This window comes from Pseudomonas umsongensis (assembly GCF_012647205.1).
In the GTDB taxonomy this organism is placed as follows: Bacteria; Pseudomonadota; Gammaproteobacteria; order Pseudomonadales; family Pseudomonadaceae; genus Aquipseudomonas; species Aquipseudomonas umsongensis.
In genome coordinates, this window is sequence record NZ_CP051487.1 from 781,156 (window position 1) to 804,755 (window position 23,600).

Annotated in this window: 22 protein-coding genes; 10 read left to right on the forward strand and 12 right to left on the reverse strand. The window is 61.6% G+C overall.

Features of this window, described 5'->3' with window-relative positions:
- Positions 1-124 precede the first annotated feature (124 nt).
- The 3 genes from speA to HGP31_RS03410 all read left to right on the forward strand — a co-directional run bounded on the left by speA (position 125) and on the right by HGP31_RS03410 (position 4,392).
- The gene (gene speA / locus HGP31_RS03400) at positions 125-2,038 is read left to right on the forward strand and encodes an arginine decarboxylase (RefSeq protein WP_020797549.1); all 1,914 of its coding nucleotides are present in this window, start codon (positions 125-127) and stop codon (positions 2,036-2,038) included.
- 231 nt (positions 2,039-2,269) lie between these two features.
- On the forward strand, positions 2,270-3,598 hold the full coding sequence (locus HGP31_RS03405; RefSeq protein WP_168757175.1) for a type VI secretion system Vgr family protein: 1,329 nt from the start codon (positions 2,270-2,272) through the stop codon (positions 3,596-3,598).
- Positions 3,595-4,392, forward strand: coding sequence for a DUF4123 domain-containing protein (locus tag HGP31_RS03410; protein WP_020797547.1), 798 nt, complete (start codon positions 3,595-3,597; stop codon positions 4,390-4,392). Before HGP31_RS03405 ends, HGP31_RS03410 begins: the two co-directional genes overlap by 4 nt.
- 24 nt (positions 4,393-4,416) lie before the next feature.
- On the opposite strand, the gene HGP31_RS03415 is transcribed toward HGP31_RS03410, so the two are convergent.
- Both HGP31_RS03415 and HGP31_RS03420 read right to left on the reverse strand, forming a co-directional pair.
- The gene (locus HGP31_RS03415) at positions 4,417-5,763 is read right to left on the reverse strand and encodes an MATE family efflux transporter (protein WP_020797546.1); all 1,347 of its coding nucleotides are present in this window, start codon (positions 5,761-5,763) and stop codon (positions 4,417-4,419) included.
- Between the two features lie 159 nt (positions 5,764-5,922).
- Positions 5,923-6,216 carry a hypothetical protein gene (locus HGP31_RS03420; protein ID WP_020797545.1) on the reverse strand — a complete coding sequence of 98 codons (294 nt, stop codon included), beginning with the start codon at positions 6,214-6,216 and terminating at the stop codon, positions 5,923-5,925.
- Positions 6,217-6,390: 174 nt separating this feature from the next.
- Between HGP31_RS03420 and HGP31_RS03425 the strand changes: the two genes are divergently transcribed.
- The 5 genes from HGP31_RS03425 (at position 6,391) to HGP31_RS03445 (ending at position 10,779) form a co-directional block, all read left to right on the forward strand.
- Complete coding sequence (locus HGP31_RS03425; RefSeq protein ID WP_020797544.1) at positions 6,391-6,693, forward strand: MazG-like family protein; 303 nt, start codon at positions 6,391-6,393, stop codon at positions 6,691-6,693.
- Positions 6,693-7,442 (forward strand): methyltransferase domain-containing protein, encoded by a 750-nt coding sequence (locus HGP31_RS03430; RefSeq protein ID WP_020797543.1) that lies wholly within the window; start codon positions 6,693-6,695, stop codon positions 7,440-7,442. Before HGP31_RS03425 ends, HGP31_RS03430 begins: the two co-directional genes overlap by 1 nt.
- Positions 7,443-7,454: 12 nt before the next feature.
- Positions 7,455-8,072: a DUF4136 domain-containing protein gene (locus HGP31_RS03435; RefSeq protein ID WP_033044797.1), complete on the forward strand. Its 618-nt coding sequence runs from the start codon at positions 7,455-7,457 to the stop codon at positions 8,070-8,072.
- Positions 8,073-8,127: 55 nt separating this feature from the next.
- Positions 8,128-8,688: a DUF4136 domain-containing protein gene (locus HGP31_RS03440; protein WP_020797541.1), complete on the forward strand. Its 561-nt coding sequence runs from the start codon at positions 8,128-8,130 to the stop codon at positions 8,686-8,688.
- Between the two features lie 123 nt (positions 8,689-8,811).
- Positions 8,812-10,779, forward strand: coding sequence for a pilus assembly protein TadG-related protein (locus HGP31_RS03445; protein ID WP_168757176.1), 1,968 nt, complete (start codon positions 8,812-8,814; stop codon positions 10,777-10,779).
- On the opposite strand, the gene HGP31_RS03450 is transcribed toward HGP31_RS03445, so the two are convergent.
- Positions 10,749-13,511, reverse strand: a complete 2,763-nt coding sequence (locus HGP31_RS03450; RefSeq protein WP_168757177.1) for a PAS domain-containing sensor histidine kinase — start codon at positions 13,509-13,511, stop codon at positions 10,749-10,751. The genes HGP31_RS03445 and HGP31_RS03450 overlap by 31 nt on opposite strands.
- Positions 13,508-13,948, reverse strand: coding sequence for a TadE/TadG family type IV pilus assembly protein (locus HGP31_RS03455; protein ID WP_020797537.1), 441 nt, complete (start codon positions 13,946-13,948; stop codon positions 13,508-13,510). Before HGP31_RS03455 ends, HGP31_RS03450 begins: the two co-directional genes overlap by 4 nt.
- Before the next feature lie 74 nt (positions 13,949-14,022).
- On the opposite strand from HGP31_RS03455, the gene HGP31_RS03460 reads away from it, so the two are divergent.
- A complete protein-coding gene (locus HGP31_RS03460) occupies positions 14,023-14,496 on the forward strand; it encodes an A24 family peptidase (RefSeq protein WP_168757178.1) in 474 nt (157 codons plus the stop codon).
- Positions 14,497-14,587: 91 nt separating this feature from the next.
- Positions 14,588-15,361, forward strand: a complete 774-nt coding sequence (locus HGP31_RS03465; RefSeq protein ID WP_020797535.1) for a response regulator transcription factor — start codon at positions 14,588-14,590, stop codon at positions 15,359-15,361.
- Between the two features lie 443 nt (positions 15,362-15,804).
- On the opposite strand, the gene HGP31_RS03470 is transcribed toward HGP31_RS03465, so the two are convergent.
- Genes HGP31_RS03470 through cpaB form a run of 8 tightly spaced genes read right to left on the reverse strand, consistent with a single transcriptional unit; the run spans position 15,805 to position 23,274 of the window.
- Positions 15,805-16,080 (reverse strand): DUF3613 domain-containing protein, encoded by a 276-nt coding sequence (locus HGP31_RS03470; protein ID WP_168757179.1) that lies wholly within the window; start codon positions 16,078-16,080, stop codon positions 15,805-15,807.
- Between the two features lie 10 nt (positions 16,081-16,090).
- On the reverse strand, positions 16,091-16,786 hold the full coding sequence (locus tag HGP31_RS03475) for a tetratricopeptide repeat protein (protein ID WP_168757180.1): 696 nt from the start codon (positions 16,784-16,786) through the stop codon (positions 16,091-16,093).
- Positions 16,787-16,796: 10 nt separating this feature from the next.
- The gene (locus tag HGP31_RS03480) at positions 16,797-17,687 is read right to left on the reverse strand and encodes a type II secretion system F family protein (protein WP_033044767.1); all 891 of its coding nucleotides are present in this window, start codon (positions 17,685-17,687) and stop codon (positions 16,797-16,799) included.
- On the reverse strand, positions 17,684-18,568 hold the full coding sequence (locus tag HGP31_RS03485; RefSeq protein WP_020799219.1) for a type II secretion system F family protein: 885 nt from the start codon (positions 18,566-18,568) through the stop codon (positions 17,684-17,686). The genes HGP31_RS03480 and HGP31_RS03485 overlap by 4 nt, the downstream gene beginning before the upstream one ends.
- A 10-nt stretch (positions 18,569-18,578) precedes the next feature.
- Positions 18,579-19,859 (reverse strand): TadA family conjugal transfer-associated ATPase, encoded by a 1,281-nt coding sequence (locus HGP31_RS03490; protein WP_020799218.1) that lies wholly within the window; start codon positions 19,857-19,859, stop codon positions 18,579-18,581.
- Entirely contained in the window at positions 19,856-21,043 is a 1,188-nt protein-coding gene (locus HGP31_RS03495; RefSeq protein WP_020799217.1) for a CpaE/TadZ family protein, read from the reverse strand. The genes HGP31_RS03490 and HGP31_RS03495 overlap by 4 nt, the downstream gene beginning before the upstream one ends.
- A complete protein-coding gene (locus HGP31_RS03500; protein WP_168757181.1) occupies positions 21,040-22,302 on the reverse strand; it encodes a type II and III secretion system protein family protein in 1,263 nt (420 codons plus the stop codon). Before HGP31_RS03500 ends, HGP31_RS03495 begins: the two co-directional genes overlap by 4 nt.
- Before the next feature lie 21 nt (positions 22,303-22,323).
- Positions 22,324-23,274 (reverse strand): Flp pilus assembly protein CpaB, encoded by a 951-nt coding sequence (gene cpaB, locus HGP31_RS03505; RefSeq protein WP_168757182.1) that lies wholly within the window; start codon positions 23,272-23,274, stop codon positions 22,324-22,326.
- Positions 23,275-23,600: the final 326 nt, after the last annotated feature.

Here is a 23,600-nt window from a genome sequence, read left to right on the forward strand (position 1 = left end):
GGTTTCTAAACTCACTGCGGTCGGCGAGGTCTATCCCTTCGTTGACGAACCGTCATTTTCATTCTTTAGACTGCGCCGGCCTGACACCAGGCGACGCACTATGACTTCTTTATAGGGGACTTCAATGTCCGTAAGACGCACACGCAAAGACGATGGCAGCCAATGGACAGTTGCGGACAGCCGCAGTGTTTACGGGATTCGCCATTGGGGGGCCGGGTATTTCGCGATCAATGACGCCGGTCGCGTCGAAGTTCGTCCCAACGGTCCGAGCAGTTCACCAATCGATCTGTTCGAGCAAGTCGACCAGTTGCGCAAGAGCGGCTTGTCCTTGCCATTGCTGGTTCGGTTCCCGGACATCCTGCAAGACCGCGTGCGTCAGCTCACCGGTGCGTTCGACGCCAACATCGAGCGCCTGGAATACCAGAGCAAGTACACCGCGCTGTACCCTATCAAGGTCAACCAGCAGGAAGCGGTGATCGAGAACATCATCGCCACCCAGAACGTCTCCATCGGCCTGGAAGCCGGCTCCAAGCCTGAGCTGTTGGCAGTGCTGGCGCTGGCGCCGAAGGGTGGCACCATCGTTTGCAACGGCTACAAGGACCGCGAGTTCATCCGTCTGGCGCTGATGGGCCAGAAGCTCGGCCACAACGTGTTCATCGTGATCGAGAAAGAATCCGAAGTCGGCCTGGTGATCGAAGAAGCCGCCTCGCTCAAGGTCAAGCCACAGGTTGGCCTGCGCGTGCGCCTGTCGTCCCTGGCCTCGTCCAAGTGGGCAGACACCGGTGGCGAGAAATCCAAGTTCGGCCTGTCGGCGGCGCAATTGCTGTCGGTGGTCGAGCGTTTCCGCGCCGCGGGCCTGGACCAGGGCATCCGCCTGCTGCATTTCCACATGGGCTCGCAGATCGCCAACCTGGCCGACTACCAACATGGTTTCAAGGAAGCGATTCGTTACTACGGCGAATTGCGTAACCTCGGCCTGCCGGTGGATCACATCGACGTCGGTGGTGGCCTGGGCGTGGACTACGACGGTACGCACTCGCGTAACGCCAGCTCGATCAACTACGACATGGACGATTACGCCGGTGTCGTGGTCGGCATGCTCAAGGAATTCTGCGATGCGCAGAGCCTGCCGCACCCGAACATTTTCTCCGAAAGCGGCCGTTCCCTGACTGCCCACCATGCCATGCTGGTGATCCAGGTGACGGACGTCGAGAAGCACAACGACGACGTGCCACAGATCGAGAACAAGGAAGCACTGCCGGAAACCGTGCAGTGGCTGGTGGACCTGCTGGGCCCGACCGACATCGAGATGGTCACCGAAACCTACTGGCGCGCCACGCACTACATGAGCGATGTCGCCGCCCAGTACGCCGACGGCAAGCTGACCCTGGCCGAAAAAGCCCTGGCCGAGCAGTGCTACTTCGCCGTGTGCCGTCGCCTGCACAACTCGTTGAAGGCGCGTCAGCGTTCCCACCGTCAGGTGCTCGACGAGCTCAACGACAAGCTGGCCGACAAGTACATCTGCAACTTCTCGGTGTTCCAGAGCCTGCCGGACACCTGGGCCATCGACCAGGTACTGCCGATCATCCCGCTGCATCGCCTGGACGAAGAGCCACTGCGTCGCGCCGTACTGCAGGACCTGACCTGCGACTCCGACGGCAAGATCAACCAGTACGTCGACGAGCAGAGCATCGAAACCAGCTTGCCGGTGCATGCCCTGAACGAAGGCGAGGACTACCTGCTGGGTGTGTTCCTGGTCGGCGCCTACCAGGAAATCCTCGGCGACATGCACAACCTGTTCGGTGACACCGACTCGGTGAACATCTACCAGAACGCTGACGGCAGCGTGTACCACGCCGGTATCGAGACCCACGACACCATCGAAGACATGCTGCGCTACGTGCACTTGTCGCCAGAAGAACTGATGACCCACTACCGCGACAAGTGCGCCAGTGCTCGCATCAGTGCCAGCGAGCGCACCCAGTTCCTCGATGCCTTGCGTCTGGGCCTGACCCGTTCCTCTTACCTGTCTTCCTGAGGTAAGTACTGCGCTCATCGGGTTGTCTGAAAATTTACCTTTTGCTGAGGAAATTTCAGATAACCCGGTGGGGCATTTCTCTTTTTTCCTGCGAAAAAGATCGCGTATCGGCCGTCCAAGGGATTTCGTCCTCTTTTCGCGTAGGTCTTTTCCTAAGTTGTACTTCGCCTCTCTACTCGGCCATCTCTCTCGGCGAGAATCCCCGGCTGTCCCTCCTGTAGAGAAATGCCCATGGTCGATCCAGCCAACGAATCGTCATTTCGTCTGGACGTAGCAGGTCTGTCCAATGCCTTCGAGGTTCTGTCCTTTGCCGGTAGAGAATCCATCAGCGAGCCTTTCGTGTTCGACGTGGACCTGCTGATCGAAGACCCGACGCTCGATCTCGCCGGCTTGCTGTACCGTTCGGCCTCCTTGCTATTCGGGCCGGAGGGAAACGTCATCCATGGGCAGCTGCACGAACTGGTCCAGCGTGAACATGGTTTGGGGGTCAGGCTCTGTCAGGTTCGGCTGGGGCCGAAACTCGCCTGTCTGGCCCGGCGCTACAGCCAGCGCATTTTCAGCGGTCGCTCAGTGCCGCAGATACTTGATCAGGTGCTCAGGGAGCACGGCATTGTCGATCAGGATCGACGCCTCGAATTGGCTGGCGATTACCCACCCCGTGATTTCTGCACGCAGTACCGGGAATCGGACCTGCAGTTTCTTCAGCGCCTTTGCGCCCATGAGCGGTTGCACTATCACTTCGAACACCGGGCGGATGGACATTGCGTGGTGATCGGCGAGGGGCCAGGGAATTTTCAGGTCGCTGAGGCGGCGGTCTTCCGTGCGATGGGCGGGCAACCGGCAGTTCGTCGTTTCGAGGTCATGCGCTGTACCGATGGCGCGGCGCAGCGCGTGGAGTGTGGTTCTGACCTGACGACGCTGCGCAGCGGCCAGCTCATGCCGCTGTCCGGGCACCCGGTTCCCGAATGGAATCAACCATGGTTGGTGACCCATATCGAGCATCAAGGCGAACAGGCGGCGAGCCAGACCTATAGCAATACGCTGCGGGCGGAGCAGTGGGTGTTGCCCCTTGAAACGCCACAGGTGGCGCTGAAGCCCAGGATGCACAGCCTGCAACGGGCATGGGTGGTCGATGTCGATGAGCCGCAACCTGATCCATCCAGGCCTGTGGCGGTGCAGTTTGACTGGGTTTACCAGGGGGAGGGCGCGGCATCCAGCCACTGCTGGCTGCCATTGGCTGCGCCACTGAACGTTGCGGCCAGCCCACGGTTGGCTGAAGGCACGGAGGTGGTGGTGAGCTTCACCGAAGGTGATCCGGATCGACCGTTGATCACCGGGTTTCTGCACGGCCCCGCCAGTGTCGAAGTAAACGAGGTGCAGGATCCTGCCACATCTGTTCTCGAAGATTGCCCGCTCGACGGAGTGCAACAGTGGTTGTGTTCGGGCGAGCCCCTGATGTTGCTGTGCCTGTTGCCCGGTGGTGGCAGTTTCAATTATTGCGCCCAGGCGCTCTGCATCTGTCGCACGGCGCCGCGCCTTGGCCAGAGCGGTGCGGCATGAGCGCGGTACAGGCAACCGTTGCGAACCCGCAATGGTTGTTACTGGACATGCCGGGCGCACCGCAGGTGGGCGTGACCCTGCAGGAAACGTTTGCTCAGGCCGGTAGGTTCTGGTTGTTCGAAGACACCGAGTGGCAGGCACTGCAGGAGCAGGGGCCGGTACTCATCGATCTGCAGAGCTGCCCGGCCCTGGCCGATCTGTACCGCGTCGATGGGCAGCGCTGGCCTGGGTTGCTGATGTTCAGCGAGGCGACGGCGTCGACATTGCTGGCGCATCTGCGGCGCATGCTCAGCGTCTCGTTCAACCTGCATCACCGCGCCTTGTTGAGTTACTTCAACCCGAACACCGCCAGTTATTTTTTTGATGCCTGCGATGCCGAGGAACTCAGTCGCTGGTTAGGGCCTATCAGTCAATTGCGCTGGTTCGGCGGAACCTGGGCAGACCGCGCGCTCGGCTGTCAGGGCTGGCAGCAGTTGCTCAACCCGGGGCTTGATGTGCGCCCTCTGGAGGTCGATGAGGATCTGAGCCCACGGCAGCGGGAAAAACTGCAGACGTGCCTGCTGGAACACCATGCCTGGCGCTGGAATCGGTCCACGGGCGCTGATTTCACGCGTCTGTGGGACCATCTGGAAGAGGGGCTGGCATTGGGCTTCAGCGAGCGCCCGGTGCTCGACGACTGGATATGGCTGCGCCTGCAATACCCCGACGCCTGGCTGGTGCAACCATTATCGGGCGGTACCCAACAGGAGCGCCTCGATAGTGTCCGCAAGCTATGGCAGGACGGCTCAACCTGAGCCGATGCTGTAGATGCCACTGGCTCAGTGAGCGCGGGCGAACCAGCCATCGTTCTGGCGCAGGCGCCAGGCAATCAAGCCGAGCGTCAGGCTGCGCAGCAACATGAACAGCAGAAAGGTTATCCACAAGCCATGGTTGCCATAACCCTGCAGCGCCCAGGCGAACGGCAGCAGCAGTACCACTGTCAGCAGCATGCCGTTGCGCATTTCCCTGGCACGGGTGGCGCCGATGAATAACCCATCGAGCAGGTAGCTCCAGACGGCGATCAGCGGTAGCACTGCAAGATAGGGCAGGTACAGGAAAGCAGTGTCGCGCACGCTGGTTATGTCGGTTTGCATCTGGATGAACAGGTGTCCGGCAAACAGGAACAAGCCGGCAAAGCCCAGGCTCGCCAACAAGGACCAACCGCAGGCCACCACCAGGGAGCGGCGCAGGGCATTGCGGTCGCGCGCGCCGATGGCGTGTCCGCACAGGGCTTCCACGGCATGTGCCAGTCCGTCGAGTGCGTGGGCGGTCAGCAGCAAGCCGTTGAGCAGCAGGGCGTTGGCGGCAACGGTCGCATCGCCCAGCCGGGCGCCTTGCACGGTGATCAGGAAAAACACCGACTGTAGCGCCAGGCTGCGGATGAAAATGTCTCGGTTGACCGCCAACAGCGGTCGCCAACTCTGCCAGAGTGCCAGGGTGGCCCAGACGATATGGCCGGGATAAGCGCGCAGGGCCTGGCGCGTCATCATCAGGCCGATCAGCGCGCCGGTCCATTCGGCGATCACCGAAGCCCGGGCCGCGCCCACCACCCCCCATTCCAGGCCAAGGACAAACCACAGGTTAAGGGCAATGTTGACCAGATTGGTGCTCAACAGGATCGCCAGCGGCGCGCGGGCGTTCTGCGTGCCGAGAAACCAGCCGACCAGCGCATAGCTGGCCAGTGCCGCCGGCAGGCCGAACAAGCGAGTGTGGAAAAACTCGCGGGTCATCTGGTCCAGTTCCGCCGACGGTTGCATGAAGTGCAACGCAACCCCGCTCAACGGCACGCCCAAGGCACCCAGCACCACCGCCAGCCCCATGGCCAGCAGCAGGCCCTGCAACAGAATCTGCCGCAGCGCCGCGCCATCCCCGCGCCCTGCGGCCTGGGCGGCAAACCCGGTGGAGCCCATGCGCAGAAAACCCATCGCCCAGGCGAGGAAGGTATAGAGGCTGGCCCCGACCGCCACGGCCCCGAGTTGATGGGCGTGAGGCAGATGGCCAATGACGGTGCTGTCGACCAGCGCCACCAGCGGTACGGAAATGTTCGAGAGAATCATCGGCGCAGCCAGCGCCCAGACCCGACGATGGGTTGGGCGGTCGCGCCAGTCGGCGATCAGGTTGGACATGCAGGCTCCTTGGGGAGCAGGCATTGTAGCGACACATTTGGAATCTGCCGCGATCCATTGCAGGGGCGAGCCTGCTCGCGAAGGCGGTCTTTGAACTACATCAATGTCGAATGTCGCGCCATCTTCGCGAGCAGGCTCGCTCCCACAGGGGGGGTGGGGTCAGTGCATGATCCAGCTGAGCAACCACAACCCCAGCATCAACCAGATGATCCCCATGATAAACGCGGCGTTCATGAACGCGCGAATGGCCGACCATAACAACACCAACCCGACGATCAGGGTGATGATGCTGATGATCGACGTGTCCATGCCCAGTGCCTCGGACAAGCCCTCGACAAAATGGCTGCTCGCGCGACTCACCAGTTGGAACAGACCGCTGAGGCCATCAACGATGAAGCGGATGATTGAGCCGAGGACCTGGCCAAGCCATTCGAAAAAACCTTCTACCTGCATGAAATGAACGTCCTGTCTGTAGGAGCTGCGGAGCGACGGTTCGACTTGCCGCGAATTTTCACAGGCGCCACGAATCACGCCATCGAATGATTATGGTGCAAAGACCGACAATGCTGCCAGGCACTTGCCTTCCCCCGTCATCCCCCCGAAGCTATACGTCTTCAGGAGAGCCCGATGAACCTTGTTGAACTGACCGAACGCCTGCACGCTATCCGTGATCGCAATGACTGGCGGCAATTTCACAGCCCGAAAAACCTGGCCATGGCCGCGAGTGTCGAAATGTCCGAGCTGGTGGAGATTTTCCAGTGGCTGAGCGAAGACCAGTCACGGCAGCTGCCGGCTGACAAGCTGGCCCATGCCGGGCAGGAAATCGGCGATATCGTGCTCTACCTGTTGTTGCTGTGCAGCGAACTGGGGCTGGACATGAATGACGTTGTACGCAGCAAGCTGGCGGACAGCGAGCGGAGGTTCGGCTGATGAGCGACCGTCATTTCGATCAACTGGCGACGCGTTTCGCCGAAAAAATCTACGGCGGCGCCAAAGGCGCGATTCGCCTGGCGGTGCTGCAGGCCGATCTGGCCGAAGCCCTGCCGGATCGGCCACTGCGGGTCCTGGATATTGGCGCGGGCCTGGGCCACATGTCGTTGTGGCTGGCCCAGCGTGGTCATCAGGTGACCCTGGCCGAGCCCGCCGAACCGATGCTCGAGGGCGCCCGCCAGCGCTTTGCCGATGCGGAACAGAATGCGACCTTTATCCAGGCGCCCTGGCAGGAACTGCCCGGTCAGCTCACCGAACGCTACGACCTGGTGTTGTGTCATGCCGTGCTTGAATGGCTGGCCGAACCGCACGCCATCCTGCCGGTACTGCACCAGTTGACCAAGGCCGATGGTTGGCTATCCCTGGCCTTCTACAACCGCGACGCACTGATTTATCGCAACTTGCTCAAGGGCCATTTCCGCAAGATGCGCAAGAATGACATGGCCGGCGAGAAGCAGAGCCTGACTCCGCAACAGCCCCTGGACCCACGAGAGTTGGCAGCGCAACTTGAGGGGCTGTGGCAGGTCGAAAGCCAGAGTGGCGTTCGGGTTTTTCACGATTACATGCCGGTGGAGTTCCAGGCCCGCGCTGAGCTGTCGGACCTGCTCGAAATGGAGCTGGCCCATCGGCGCCATCCAGCCTTTGCCGGGCTGGGGCGTTACTTGCACTGGATCTGTCGGCCGGTCTGATCGGAGTTCGAAATGAAAAGTCGTGCAGGGTTGCTGTTGATCTGCCTGGGCCTGGCGGCCTGCCAGGGCAGCAATCCGTACGTGGCAAGTTCCAGGCCTTTGCCGCCAGCGCCACCTCAGGCGGCCAGTACCTTTGATCGCAGCGCCTACCCGGCGCCACCGCGAGACTACGGGCGTTATCGCAGCTGGGCCTGGCTCAACGGGCAAATGCCGCCGGGCACCGCGTGGGCGGACTCGGCGCAGGTCGCCGATGCCGTCAGCAGTGCGCTGGATCAACGCGGCCTGCGGCCCCTGCGTGACAACCGGCCGGCGGATCTGTTCGTCAGCGCAGACCTGCGTTTGGAAACACGCTTGCGTCAGGTCCAGGACGATTACGGCTACTACGGCGGTTACGGCGGCTATAACCGCTATGGTTATGGCCCGGGTTACGGCATGTACGGCAGCATTCCGATTGTGCGCACTTATGAGGAACAGGTCGTGGTGGTTCACGTTGACCTGTACGACGCGCAAAACGGTGAACCGGTTTGGAGTTCGAGCGCTGAAACCAGCAACCGGGGCAGCGAGGGCGAGCGTGTCGATGCCATACGGGAGGCTGTAGAAAAGGCAATGTCGGCGTATCCTCCTAGTTAGCTTCCTGTAGTCCAGAAGCATTTCGCAGGTTCATGTCTTCTACCGGAGAATCGCCATGTTCCGCCGTCTCGCTTTACTGGCAGTGGCCGTGCTGCTCAGTGCCTGCGCCGCCAACCAGGTCAATCATGACTTCGATGCCAGCCGCGATTTTGCCGCGTATCACAGCTGGAGCTGGAAAGAACCGGCGCTGCAATACCGTCCCGATGACCCCAGGATCAAGAGCGACCTGACCGAACAGCGTGTGCGCGATTCGGTGGCCGATCAGCTCGAGCAACGTGGCCTGCGTCAGGCGGGCGCCGGCGCCAGGGGGGATGTGAATGTGCAGGCTTACCTGATAGTCGAGGATCGCCAGCAACAGGTGACGACCAACTACGGCGGCGGTTGGGGTTACCCTTGGTACGGCTACTATGGCGCACCGATGTACAACGAAACCCGCCTGGTGTCCTACAAGGTCGCGACGATCCAGATCGACCTGCTCGACGGCAAGGACGGCAAGCTGGTCTGGCGCGGCAGTGACGAACAGATGCTCAGCCGCACGCCGAATCCGACAGACCGCAGTAATGCGATACACGAAACGGTCACGAGGATTCTGGCCAACTACCCACCCCGCCGGTGAAAACACCCAATTAACACCCCCTACAGGCGGTGGCGAGTTGCCAGCAGTCACGCCATCCCTTGTCTACACTGCCTTACACCCACGGAGGTTACGTTCGGCCGTGCGCCGGCAAAGGAGTGCGCGATGTCGCCCCGCATGCAGTTTCGCGGCCCTGCCCGACAAACAGGGGCCATTGGCTTGATGGCGGCCGTTACCTTGGCGCTGGCCTTGGCGTTCATGTTGCTGGTGATCGACAGCGGCCGGCTCTACCTGGAAAAGCGCAACCTGCAGCGCATCGCCGACATGGCCGCACTTGAAGCCGCCACGCGGGGTGGTGATTGTTCCACGGGTGCGACCGCGACCAGCTATGCCACCGCCAGTGCCCAGCGCAACGGCTTCACTCTGCCCAGCGACGGGCGTGCACTGGTGGTTAGCTGCGGTGCGCTGACCCTGGATGCCAACAGCCTGCGGATATTTTCCGTCGACCCTGGCAAAAGTGAAGCGATCCAGGTCATCGCCAGCCACGTCGTGCCGCAAAGTTTTGCGGGCGGCATTGGTGCTCTGTTTGGCGGTGCCCCTGCTGGCTCGACCCTGAACCTGAAGGCCACAGCGGTCGCCGCGCTCCCGCCGCCGCTGGCAGCACTGACCATCCGCAGCACTGTGCTGACATTCGATACCAGCAAGGCAGCCATTACCAGTTTGCTGTTCGGTGGCTTGCTGGGAGGCAACGTGACGATCAATGCCGCAGGCTGGAATGGCTTGGTCAACAGCAACATCAGCCTGCTCAGCTACCTCAATCGCCTGAAAGTCGACCTCGGCCTGACCGCCGTAGGCTACGACCAGGTGCTGTCCAACAGCATCACCGTCAGCCAGTTGATCCAGGCCGCCATCAATGTCCTGGACCCCAATGGCACTCTGGCAGCGAGTGCCACGATCGTCAGCCTGAAGGCGCTGAAACTGGCTGCCGGTGCGACCAGCGTGGTGCTGGGCGACTTGCTGCACGTCGAAAGTGGCAGTGACATCTCGGCCCTGGCAGTGAACCTCAAGGCTTTCGACCTGATTGAAGGCGTCGTGCAGTTGGCCAACAAGCAGAACGGCCTGGTGGCGACCCTGCCGATCAACCTCGCGGGCCTGGCGCAGATCACTGCGCGGGTGCAGGTGATGCAGCCACCGCAATTGTCGGCCGTGGGCAATCCGAAAAAGGCGGCCCAGGCACCTTTGGGGCCTGACCGCATTTATGTTCGAACCGCCCAGGTCAAGACGTTGTTGTCCATTGACCTGCCGGTACTGGACGCCATCACGCCATTGGTCAATGCCGTACTTGACCTTGCTACGTCGCTGACCGACTTTCTGAAAGACTTGCTGGGCCTGCAACTGCACAAGTTGCTGACGTGCGGCTTGGGTGCACCGTGTGACACGACGGAAGTCAAGCTTCTGCCTCCGCCGATACGGCTCGATGTTGCTCTGGAAGCGGGCGGTGCCTGGAGTTATGTCACGGCTTACAGCTGCATAAGCTCGACGAATAAAAGCCTGACCACCAGCACCACGACCAAGCTGATCGGGCTGAAAATCGGACAGATCACCCCGGAGGATGTGTTTGGTTCCGCCACGGTCCCGCCGACCAATATCGTCAACCCGCTACAAGTCATTTATGTCGGTGTGCAAACCTGCAACCGACTGCTGTTTTTGCCGGCGGTCTGCTACAACCATCGGCCGAGCGGTGGCATCGGCATCCAGGTCAATACCGCGGTAGCGCAAAACGCCAACATCCCCCACGTGTATTCCGCACCAGCTGCCGCCAACCTGCCGGAAATCAACCAGCCACCGTTTTTCTACGCCTACACCACCAACAACATCGTCAACAGCCTGAGCACCACCGTCAGCGACCTCGGCGTGAACATGTATGGGCTGTCGGGCAGCATCATCGGTGGCCTGGGCAGCCTCTTGAACGACGTCACCACCGCGCTGGTCAATGCGATCAACACCGTGCTCAGCCCGTTGCTGGATACCCTGATCAACACGCTGCTGGCGAGCCTGGGCATCGACTTGAACAAGGTCGAAGTCGGCGCCAACCTCAGCTGTCACGCCGGCCGAGCATCGCTGGTGATCTGAGCATCGGGCACGATCGGCAGCTCGATGCAAAACCGCGCGCCCTCGGCCGAGTTTCTGACGCTGAGTGTTCCCCCCATGTTCTGCACGATGCCGTAGCTCACAGACAACCCCAGCCCAGTGCCGACGCCCACCGGCTTGGTGGTGAAGAAGGGTTCGAAGATGCGTTCCAGCAAGCGCGGATCGATGCCGCCGCCGTTGTCTTCCACCCACAGCCGCACCGCGTGTTCATCGCGTTCGGTATACACCGCTATCCACGGTTTGAATTGACCGTCGGCCTCACGCTTGCCGAGCAGTGCATCCCGGGCGTTGACCATCAAGTTGATCAACACTTGTTCCAGCTGATCGACATACCCACGTACCTGAACCGCAAAAGCGCACTCGCTGACCCGCAGTTCCACCCCTTTGCCACGCATCCCCTCGGCCAATAGCGACAAGGTGCCGTCGATAGCCTGGGCCGGGTTGAACGGTTGCTGTTCGATGTCCGAGCGGCGGCCGAACACGCGCATGTGGTCCACCACCCGCGCTGCGCGCTGGACCTGAGCGTCGATGCGGTTGAGCTTGTCGGTCAGGTAATCGATCTGTAGGTCGCCATTGCCCAGGCGCTTGAGCACATTGATGATCGCCATGCGCATCACGTTCAGCGGCTGGTTGATTTCATGGGCCAGGCCGGTGGCCATCTCGCCCAATGTGGCCATTTTCGCGCTTTGGGTCAGCTGTTGCTGGGCGCGCCGGACTTCGGTGTTGTCGCGACCCACGGCCTGCACTTCCAGCAAGCGGCCTTGCTCGTCGAACACTCCGCGATCCGACCAGACCCACCAGGCGTGTTCCCGGCCGGGTAATTGCAGATTGATTTCCGCCGTGCTCACCGGGAATTCCGGGCTCAATTGGCTCAGGCGCTGGAGGAAGGACTCGCGCTGCTGCGCCGACATCCAGCTGCCCAGGTTAACCCCCGGCAAACCCTCGGGCGAACATTCCAGGTAGGTCGCCAGCGGCCGGTTGCCGAAGGTCAGGGTCAGGTCCGGACGGTAACGGCAGATCATGGCCGGCGAGTCCTCCACCAGCATCCGGTAACGCTCCTCGCTCTGCTTGACGTGTTCGGCCGCCAGCGTCGCATCGGTGACGTCCAGCCACAGGCCGACGGCTTCCACCGGCAAACCCAGGTCATCGCGCAGCAACCTGGCTTCGTCGAGCAGCCAGTGGTAATTGCCGCGACTGTCGCGCAGCCGATAACGTGCACGTACCGAGCCTTCGCGCAACAGCAGGCGGGTGCGTTCGAAATAACGCTCGCGATCCTCGGGGTGAACGCGATCGACCAACGCCGCTCCGGTACAGTCAGCGAGCGTCCAGCCCAGCAAGGGTTGCAGGCTGTCGCTGAAAAAGGTCGGTTGCAGCGCACCTTCGACATAGCGCTGCACATAAATCACCGCAGGTGAACTGGCGATCAGATTGTCCAGCCGGGCATGCGCGGCAGCGACGAGTTGCTCCTGGTTCTTGATGTCGCTGATGTCGAGCATGAATCCTACCAGGCGCCGTTGGTTGCCGACGCCCAGGGCCTGGCCTTGCAAGCGATACCAGGTCGGTGGAGTGTCGCCGTCGGCACGGTGCAGGCGCACGCACAACAGCAGGGGTGCGCCGTCGAGTCGCAAGTCCTGCAGGCGGCTGTGCAATTCTTCACGATCGGCAGGGTGCACTTGGGCGAGCCAGTCCTGCAGCGGCAGACGTTCCTGGTCAAGATGCAGGGCGCGGGCCAGGGAGGGGGCCAATTGCACCTCGCTGTCGTTGAACATTTCCCACCAGCCGGTGCCGAGCAACGCCTGCAACGACTCCAGGCGCTCCAGCTGCAGGTGATGGCGATGTTCGCGCAAGCGCGCAAGCAAGGGGCCGGCGAGGGCGGCGGCAAACTGCAGCCAGTCGCGCTCGCTGACGTCCGGGGCCTGTTGATGGGCCGTGTAACAGCCACAGAGCAACCAGGCGACCACGCCTTGAGCGTCGTGATAGGGCACGGCGAAACCCTCGGTGTTGCCAAAGGTGCCTTGCAGGCGCGGGTGCTCGGCCAGGTTCAGGTGATGCGGCGTGGAGCCGTCCAGACTGTCGAGGCCGGTGCCCAGGCGCTGGCCGTTGTGCCACAGGCTGGGCGTGTCAAAGCCGGCATAGTGCTGGTGAATCTGCCAGCCCTCCTGCTCATCGAGCAGCGCCAGGGCGATACAGGGGATGTGAAAGCGTTGGGCCAGCGATTGCAGTTGGTCCACCAGCACGTCGGGCAAGCGCATCAGGCTGCACAGGCGCAACTGTTCACCGATTTGCGCCGCGAGCAACTGGCACTGCTCGCGCAGGCGCGCTTGTCGGCGTTCAAGCAGCAAGTCGCCGATGTCCAGCAACTGCAGCAACCAAGTGTCGGCCATTGGCTGGACCCAGCCACGCAGGTGCAGGGGCGAGCCGCTGAGGCTGTAGAAGTCCAGGTCCAGAAGCTGACCCCGCCAATCGGCGGGAGGGCCCTCGATGGCGAGGCTGCAATGGGGCAAGAGAAAATCCAGCAGATGTGCAAGCTGTGCCGCCGGGGCTTGCTGGGCCAGCAGATGCCGCAGTGGGCCGCTCAGGTGCAACACCCGACCCTGGGCGTCGAGCTGTATCTGCAGGCCGACACTGAGTACGCTTGGGGGCTCCACGATTTCCTGGTGTGCCGGCGGGTGGCGATTGAGCAGGCGCCCGAAGAGTTTATCCCCGGCACTCAAAATTGCAGGCTCGAACTGGCGGTGAGCGTCGCCGGCAAATTCGGTATGGGGCCAATCCCCGGCAGGTTCAGAAACGGAATCACCGCGTTTAACTTTTGCGAGGGATAGTGGATGGCCACCTTCAACACGCCGCCCGTATAAGTCGTGGTCGTGTCGGTGGCGACATCGAAATTCAGCCCGGCGGGAATCCAGGCCAACTGCCGGGTCAGTTCCAGCTTGACGACGTTTTTCAGCGCAGCCTCATAGCCGGGCGTGTTCGGGTCCAGGGCCACGCTACGGCGCACGGCTTCGGCGGTCGACTGGTTGAACGACTGCATCAGCAACAGCGGCAGGCTATACGTGACAATCGCGTAGAACACGGCAAAAAAGATCACGAACACCAAGGCAAATTCAATCGCTACGGCACCTTTTTGCTTACGTGGGAGGTTGCTTTTCATGAGTGCGACTACCCTGACATCACGAGGTAATGTCAGCATAGAATCATTCCGCCATAACGGACGTTTTTTACCGGATGCAGAGCTTTGTCCTACTGATCTGGCTGACGCTATGCGCAGCGCAAGATGCCCGGCAACGGCACATCGCCAACCGCCTGACCCTGGGCGTGGGGGCGCTGGCGCTGGCGTATCTGCTATGGAGCGGAACCACCTGGGTCGGCGCCCCAGCCACGCAGGGTGGCTGGGCTGCGTTGCTGGCCATGGCCTTCACCTTGCCCGGCTATGCGATGCGTCGCCTCGGTGGTGGGGACGTCAAGCTCATGACCGCCCTGGGGCTGGCGACCGATGGTCGGCACGTGCTGGGCGTGTTTATCGGTGCCGGCCTGGCCAGTGTGTGTTGGATACTGCTGGCGCCAAGAGTCTGGCTTCATATCAGTCAAGGGCTTAGAAGTCGCCTGTGTTATCTGGAGCCCGGTCTGTCAAGGAAACAGCCCTTTGCCCCTTTCTTGTTGGTGGGGCTGGTGCTGACATTCGCCTGGCTCGGCATGTGATCCGTTTTGTACAGCGGCGAAAGAGCGACTACTTTCATACAGGGGTTTCAGTAATAGGACGGTCAGTCCTTGGCCTTGCAGGGAGTTGCACGTGAACAAGCGTACTTCGGCAATAAAAGTCCTCGTGGTCGACGATCAGTCCTTGATCGTCACAGAACTTTGCGAATTTCTTGAGAGCAACGGCTACCGCTGCGTTCCCTGCGAATCCGGCCATCAGGCGATCGAACGTTTCCAACAAGACATGGACATTGGCCTGGTCCTCTGCGATTTGCACATGCCTGGCCTGGACGGCATTCAAATGGTCCAGGAGCTGCAACGCCTGAGTGGTAAACACCGGGCCTTCGAAGCCATCATGCTCACCGGGCAGGCGGACAAGCAGGATGTGATCAAGGCATTGCGCGCCGGCGTTGCCGATTACTACCAGAAGCCGATTGACCTGGGTGAATTGCTCGAAGGCGTACAGCGCCAGGAAGTGGCACTGCAGGAGCGGCATAAGACGCTGCAGTTGGGGCATCTGAACCAGAAGCTGCAATACCTGTCCGAGTCGCTTGATGATCTGTACCAGGACCTGGACCGGGTTCGGCGTACACCGAATGCCTCGGGAGGGGATGCCAGCGATACCGAGCGAACCGAGATCCCGGCCATCTTCAATCAGCTGTCGCCACGCCAACTGGAGGTGGCGCGGTTGGTGGGCAAGGGGAAAACCAATTATCAGATTGCCTGCGAGTTGGGCATTACCGAGAACACGGTGAAGTTGTACGTGTCGCAGGTGCTGCGGTTGACGCATATGCATAACCGCACGCAATTGGCGTTGGCGATGACGCCGAATCATTCAGGGCTGCGGCATCGGGCGTCGACGAGCTGATCTGCGCTTTAGGCTGGTGTACATATCCAGCCCGCCAGCCGACCTGCATCTGGCGGACGTACTGGGTCCACCTGTGGGAGCGAGCCTGCTCGCGCAGACGGCCGGACAACCGACAAATCTCGTGCAGAATCCCTCAAATCCCTCGGAAACATCCGACACTCTTTACAGGTTGTCCGTCGGACGCCTGATCACTAGCCTTTGCCTGTCACTGCAAAATCAGTGACCAGGTTTGGTCACCCGGTTTTCCATTCCCTGGTCGACGCAACCTGCGTACGGTTCGCCACCCACTGGCTTGGTCGCAGTGATGGCGCCTACCCCCGCCCTGTAGGAGCGAGCATGCTCGCGATGAACCTGAGAACACCGAGGGGTGTCAGGTGCCCAGCGTCATCGTTCACGACCATCGCGAGCATGCTCGCTCCTACAGAGGGGGATGTGGTTTAGCGCTATTCTTGCGATCCGCTGTCCACCGATCCACCTACATCCTGATCAAAGAACTCCGGAATCTCATGCTGAAAGCTTTTCAGCCAGCGCTGCATTGCCAGTTCGCGCTCGGTGGCACTGGCGGTTTGCGGCTTGGTGGAGGCGGCGGTGTTGTTGCTTTGCAGTTGCAGCCAGCCTTCGGTTTCCTGTTGTTGTGCCGAAGCGGGGCCTGCGTCGATGGCGTGGGCGGCCAGTGGCAGGGTCAGCAAGCCGAGGCAAAAAAAGGTGGTCGATTTCATCAGGGGCTCCCTACTGAACGGCGGCGACTTGCGCGGCGATGGTCGAGCCAGGCTTGGTGGGCTGCTTGAGCTTCTCGGCGCGGGCTTGGGCCTGGGTGACTTGTGCCGGTTTCAGGCCAAGGCGGCTGACCAGCTCGGCGGCGCGGTTCCAGTCGTCCTGGTAGATCAACAGGGTCACCAGGTTCACGGCGGCCAGTTGGTCGCTTTGCTTGAGCTCGATGGCGGTGAGGAATTCGAATTTTGCGTCTTCAATGCGCAATTGATTGAGGTACACCACACCCAGGTCGTTGCGGATTTTTTCGTCGGTGGGCGCCAGCCGGGCGGCCCGTTGCAGGTGCGCCTGGGCCAGGCCATGGTCGCCTCGGGCGGCGGCGAGTTGGCCCAGGCCGTGTTCGGCTTCGGCGGCCAGGCAGCCGCCGAGCAGGCTGCGGTACAGCGGTTCGGCTTCACTGCGGTCCAGCAGACGATACACCTTGGCCTTGCGCAGGCGCACGTCGGCAACATTGTCCGGCAGGCTCTGCAGGTTGGCGAGGCTGGCGTGCAACTTGCCGTTATTGGCCATGTCATCGGCCAGGTTCAGCGACAACTGTTGTTCGGCGTTCAATTTTCCGCAACTGACGGGGGTCAGGGCACTCCAGGGTGTCTGTCCGTTGCTCGCGCAACCCCCCAGCATCAGCAGACAAAAACCTGCAAACATTGCTTTCATCACGATTCCCCTAAGAAGCAAAAGCCCGGGCGAGGGCGGTGAAGCCCGGGCCCGCCAGTACGATCAACAACGCCGGGAAGAGGAACAGCATCATCACGACGGACATTTTTGCGGACATCTTGGAGATGTATTCCTGAAGGCGCGCCAGGCGCTTGTCATCGAGCAACAACTTGAGCGCCAGCAGGGATTTCATCGCACCGCCGCCCTGGTGGATCAGCTGTTGCAGGATCACGCAGGTGTCAGTGAACTCGTCGACCGCCAGCAAGCGGGTGACCTTGTGCAGTTCATCGCCCAGCTCCAGGCCCGAATCGACACGGGCCAGCACCAGGCGCAACTCCTGGGTCAATGTGGGCATCAGTTGTTTGCCTTCATTGCTCAAGACTCGCAGCGATTGCTCCACGGCCATGCCTGATTCGAACAGGATGCGCAGCAGCGGAATGAAGGTGGAGATTTCCATCGCCAGTTTTTTCTGCCGATGGTGCGCAGCAGCGGCCAGCAGACGCTTGGGCAGCAGATAACCGATACCCAGGGCGAACGCCGGGACTAGCCATGGGTGAATGACCTGGGGGAAGAACAGACCCTGCACCAATGCACTCAACGCCAGCGCCAGTACCGGGACGCCAACCTGCAAGGCGGCAAATAACGCCCGTTGCCGCGCGGTACGCCAGCCCAGGCAATTGAGCAGGGTCTGGGTTTCGTTGTCGAGCTTGACCGACTGCTGGCCGACCCGGCTGGTGCCCAGCGCCTGCAGCCATTGGCTCAAGCGGCTTTCGCCCGGCGCCTTGCCGTCCAGGCGCTGCACCACCTGGCGAGCACGATGACGCAGTTGCACCATGACGCAGATAAACAATCCCGATGCCAGCAGGAACAATAGCGAGCTCAGCAGCATGGACGCGTTCATAGGCTGCGCAACATCCGCCACAGTGCCAGGCAGCCGAACACCTGCAGGGCGAGCGCTCCCATCAGCATCGATTGCCCTGAACTGTCGTCCCACATGGTCATCAGGTACTTTGGATTGGACACCAGGAGATAGCCGGCGACTGTGACCGGCAGTAGCGCCAGGACAACCGCCGTGACTCGGGTTTCACCGGTCATGGCGCTCAGTTGGCGAGCAGCCTGTTCCCGTTCGCGGATGATCTTGATCAGGTTTTCCAGCAGTTCACTGGCGTTGCCACCGTAGCGGTGGTTGACCTTCAAGCCGAGGGCAAACAGGCGAAGTTCGTCTTTGTCGTAGAGTTCTGCGAAGTCCGAGGTGGCGTCCGGCAGACTGATGCCCATGTGCACCTGGCGCTTCACGCGGCCCAAGGCATCTTTCAGCGGATCTTCGGCGGCGTCGATGGCGCCCAATACCGCGTCGGCCAAGGTGCGCCCGGACTTCAGGCTGCGCACGCTGTGATCGAGCAATGCGGGCAATTGTTCGATCATGCGCTTGAGCCGACGCTGGTAACGCCAGTTGACATACAGGCGCAGGAGCAGGGGAGGCAACAGCAACAGGGCGAGCAACCCCGGCCAGCCGCCGCCGAAAAACCCGAGCAGGATACTCAAGCCCCACAGCGTCAGCCACACACCCAGGCGTTCGGTGGGCCGCCCGAGGCCAGCGCGCAAAAAGGCGCGATCCAGTCCCGTCCAGGATGTTTTGCGCACCACCCGCTCCGGTTGCCCCTGGCTCAGGCGTTCCAGCACGCGCCGGGTGCCGGGCTCGCGTAAGCCGCGAGTGAACAAGTGGGCCGAGAGCCCCAGCAACGCCAGGCAAACAAAGATAAGCAGCAGCGGTTTGAGCATGCCGTGGCCTTCAATACACCGAGGAAGAGAGCGCCGATTCGCGGCGCAGTTTGTCACCCGCGGGGTTGACCGCCTCGCGCATGAAACCGAAACCGCTGCGGCGGTCGAGGCGAAACAGGGTATTGGTGACGTACACGTCTTCACGAATGCCGATCACCTCGACTACTTCGCTGACACAGCGGCGGCCATCGGGCATGCGCGTCAACTGGATCACCACGTCCAGCGCCGCGCAGATCATCTGGCGCAAGGTCCGTTCGGCAATGCTGCGACCGGTCAGGCCGACCAGGGTTTCCAGGCGCAACAACGCATCTTGCGCGTTGTTGGCGTGCACGGTGCTCATGGAGCCGTCGTGGCCGGTGTTCATCGCGGTCAGTACGTCGACCACTTCGACACCGCGGATTTCGCCGAGGATGATCCGGTCCGGGCGCATCCGCAGGGCGTTGCGAATCAGGTCGCTGGCTTTCACCTCGCCATGGCCTTCGGCATTCGGCGGTCGGGTTTCCAGACGCACCACGTGGGGGTGGCCCAGTTGCAATTCGGCGACGTCTTCGATGGTCACCAACCGTTGGTGGGGGTCGATCAACTGGCTGAGAATATTCAGCAGCGTGGTCTTGCCGGTGCCGGTGCCGCCGCTGATCAGGATGTTGCAACGCTTGCCCACGGCCTCCTGGAGGAATTCGTAGATCGCCTGGTCGATGGTTTGCATGGCCATCAGGTCGGTGCTGTTGAGCATGTCCTGGCGGAATTTTCGAATCGACAGGCACGGGCCGTCGAGCGCAATCGGTGGAATGATCGCATTGACCCGGCTGCCGTCGGGCAGGCGCGCGTCGACCATCGGCGAAGACTCGTCGAGCCGCCGGCCCAGGGGCGCGAGGATGCGCTGGATGACGCGCTCGACATGGTGCGCATCGATAAAACGCAAGTCGCTTTGATGCAGGACGCCATCGCGCTCGATGAACACGCGGTGCGGGCCGTTGACCAGGATTTCGGTGACGGCCGAATCGCGCAGCAACACTTCCAGCGGGCCGAAGCCTGTGAGTTCGTCGACGATTTCTTCGGCCAGGCGCTCCATCTCGTAGCGCGAAATCGCCAGGTGCAAGCGCGCGATGTATTCGGCCACTTTGTCGATGACGAACTGCGCCAGCACCTGGCGCGAGCCCTCCAGCAGGTTTTTCCCGGACTCCTCGATGGCATCGATGATGTAGCGGTGCAGCACCAGTTTAAGGCCGTCGTGGTCGGTATTGCCGGCCACCCCGCGGTGCGTTGCGCCGAACAGTTTTTCGCCGCTCATGGCGTACCTCTCAAACGGCTGAACCAGGACTTGGGCTTGGCCAGGCTTTCGGAGCGTTTGGCCAAGCGTTCGCCGAGGTTGCGCAGGCTTTGGGTGAGCACTTCCCGGGGGGCCAGTTCGAACAGGGTGACGCCCTGGTTCTTGGCGTTCAAACGGACTTCGGGGCTGTAGGCGAGGGTGGCGATGATTTCCATGCCGAAGCTTTTGCTCAAGGCCTCGGAGTCTGGCGCGACGCTACGCAGGTAGCGATCCACCAGCAGCGTGGCGTGATCGAGTTTCATGCCTTTTTCGCGCCACAGATTCAGTACCGCCAGGTTGCGGCGGCAGTCGAGCACGTTCTGGTCGGTGTACCACAGCAGCTTGTCGCAATGGCTGACGAAGGTGCGCAAGGCTTCGCTGTCGGGCTGGCCGGTGAGGTTCACGACGATGTGCTGGAAGTGCTGGCGCAGCGCGCTGAGCAGCATGTACAGCTCGGCGGCGCTGGTGTGTTCCAGCGGTTCATCCTGGGTGGCATAGGCAAGGATCCGCAGCCCGGCTTCGCAACGGGTGAAGGCGCTGTCGATCAGGGTGGCGTCGAGACGGCGCAAGTTGCGCAGGGCATCGCCGAAATGAAACGAACTCTCCAGGCCCAGCAAGGCCAGGCTGTCCCCCCGGGGCAGGCCGAGGTCGAGCAGCAGCGTTTGCTGACCGCTTTTTTGCACCACCTGTGCCATGTGGTTGGCCAACAGTGCGCCGTCGGCATTGCTCTGCACGCCGTACAGGACGGTGAGGCCGCCCAGGTGAGTATTGGGCACCACCGGTGGCAGGCGTTTACTCTGGCGCCGCACCAGCCCGGCGACTTCACTGGAGCGCGAGCCATAGGCCACGAAGTCCCGGGCCCCGGCGCGCATGGCATTGAGTACGAGCTGGTTGTCCATGCCGTCGCCCAGCGCGACGATAGCCAGCCTTGGCTTGGCTTCCAGAGCGCCTTCAATCAGTGCGCACTGGGCCACCACATGCTCACGGTCCAGGCCCACGAACACCAGGCTGGCCAGTGTCACGTCCACCAGCGCCAGCAGTTCGTCGAGGCTGCCGCCACCGGCGCTGACCACTTGGCCCAAGGGGGCGAGCGCGCCTTGCAACCATTCAAGGTCGGTGCTGTTACGCGTGATCGCGAGGAAGGTCTGGCTCAGGTTCTGGCTCATTGCGATAGCCCGCTGCGTTTATCGAAGTCGCCGTTTTCGAGGAAGTACAGGCGGTACCAGTTGGGGTCGTAATTGCGCAGCTTTTCCCCCGGCAGCGACGGCAGTTGCGCATTCGCCGCCAACGGCTGCACCAGGTGCGGCGTGACGATCATCAGCAGTTCCCGTTCTTCGCGATTGATCGAGGAGCTGCGAAAGAACGCGCCGAGGATCGGGATATCGCCCAGTCCCGGAAACTTGTCCACCTGCGAGGTGTTTTGTGTACTGATCAGGCCACTGATGACGAAGCTTTCGCCATCGGCCAGGGAGATGCTGGTGTCGGTACGGCGAATGGTGAACGCCGGCACTGTGGTGCCGCCGATGGTCACGGCGTTGTTGTAATCCAGTTCGCTGACTTCCGGAGCGACCTTGAGGGCGATCTGGTCGTTACTGACCACCGTTGGCGTGAGCGTCAGGCGGATGCCGAATTCCTTGTATTCGATGGAGTAGCTGTTGCTGTTGGCGCTGGGAATCGGGATAGGGATTTCACCGCCCGCCAGGAAGCTTGCGCTTTGTCCGCTGATCGCCACCAGGCTCGGTCGCGCCAGGGTGTAGGCAAAACCACTGCTTTCCATGGCATTGATGATGGCCAGGAAGTTGCCGCCGCCGGCGACGATGTTGAACATGTCGTTGGCCAGCGGAATGCTCGGCACGGCAATCCGCGGGTCAAGGTTGCGCAGCGGGAACACCCGCGGTGTCACTGCAGTATTGGGGACGGTACCGGGAGAGCCGAACAGGAAATTCGAATTTTTGCCGTAGATCGAAGTACTGGCTTCCTTCAGCTTGGTACGACTGACTTCGACGAAGCGGATGTCGGTCTGCACTTGCGATGGCAGCAGCGGGTCATCGGAGGGTGACTGTCTGGCGCTGGTCATGGCTGCCGTCGCCCGGCCCTGGACGAACACCATGCTTTGGCGCGGCGCGCTGGCACAGGCGGTCCAGACCATCAGGCTGGTGGCACCGGCGCCCATGCCGGTGAGCAGGAATGCCTGGTTGCCATTGACTCGCACGTCGGCGATTTTCGGGTCACCCACTGCGATCCGGGTGATTGCCACGGGCGATTGCACTTCCTGTTGCAGGCCTTCGCCCACTTCCAGCACCGCTGGCAAGGGGCCCAGCGCTGCACAATTACCGTTGGCAGCCATGACTGTCGTCACCGGCATGCCGCTCAGCAAGGTGGCCCAGATCAAGCCGTTCAAAAACGGCGTACTACGTCTGCGCATTAAAGCGTTTCCTTGCTCGATTCAGGGGGACTTTGGCGTGGTTTCGTTGCCGCGGATGACTTCCACACCCGACCGGCGCGGCGCGACTGCGTTACTGGCAACCAGCTGTTTGGGCGGCGCTGTCATGGCCAGCTGGTTGAACTGGATCAAGTCGCGATTGGCGTTGGCGAGGTTGGCTGCGGAATCGCGCTCACCGGCCCAGTAACGCGCCAGGCGTTTTTCCTCGGCGCTGCGCACCGCCAGGCGCAGCACCCCGGCCTGGGTGGCGAGCATCAAGCGGCTCACCAGTGGTTCGGGAACGGCGAGCAGCACGGTACGGGCACTGGCGCGCTGTTGCTCCTGCCGGAGTTTTTCATCGTTGCCCTGGGCCGGGCTGGAGGGCTGGCCGTCGTTGGTCAGGCCCATTTGCTCGCCCACCGCCAGTACACGCAAGGCCGGGACCGCGAGCTGGGCCGAGGGCTGGAGATTAAGGGTGTCCATGCGCAAGAACAGCAGCACGTCGACATAGTCCCCCGGGGTCAATTGACCGCCAGCGTTGATCACTTCATCCACGGCAACGGCGAGCGCGCGCTCATCGGGCCGAATCATCCGCGCCAGCTTGCCGCCGCCTTCGAAACTCTCGTCGTTGAGCCAGCTGCCGGCGCTCAGGGCGCGCCAGGGCGTACGGCCGATGGCTTGATCGAGGCGGGTCAGGCTGCCGGCCGGGACGGTTCGCAGTTTTTCCACGACCACGTCGGCGGCAGTGATTTGCACAAACGGCGCGATGTCATGCAGCAACACCACGATCGGTTGGCGCGTGTCCTCTTCTGGTTGGACAACAGGTGCAGGGTTGCTGAGGGACGTGGGGGCGATGGCGGCTTGCGCAACGGGAGTGGCGGTCGGTTCACGCGTCAAGGTGAAGCCCCAGTAACCGGCAATGACCGCACCCGCCAGGGACAGTCCCGCTAGGCCAAGAATGACACGACTGTTCATGACGGCGCTTCCCTTCTTTCCTGCTGCACAAAGAACTCGTTCCGCAACGAGACAACTTCGCAATCAGGTAGCTATGAACATGGAACTATTTCGCTATTGGAAGGTAGCGCAGCTAGAGCAAAACGCCATTACCCGGGGAAAATTTTCTAACGAAAAATCGACGACCAGCTCAATTCAAAGGTTTTTTGACGTCAACAAAGCGATTAATACTTTCGTGTTAATGCGTTTTTACAGTTGTTTGGTGGAGGAATGCCGACAATGCTGATGCTGGCACAGGGGAATCATGTTGCGTCGGTGCAACACTCGGTGTCGTCGAGGAGAACGTC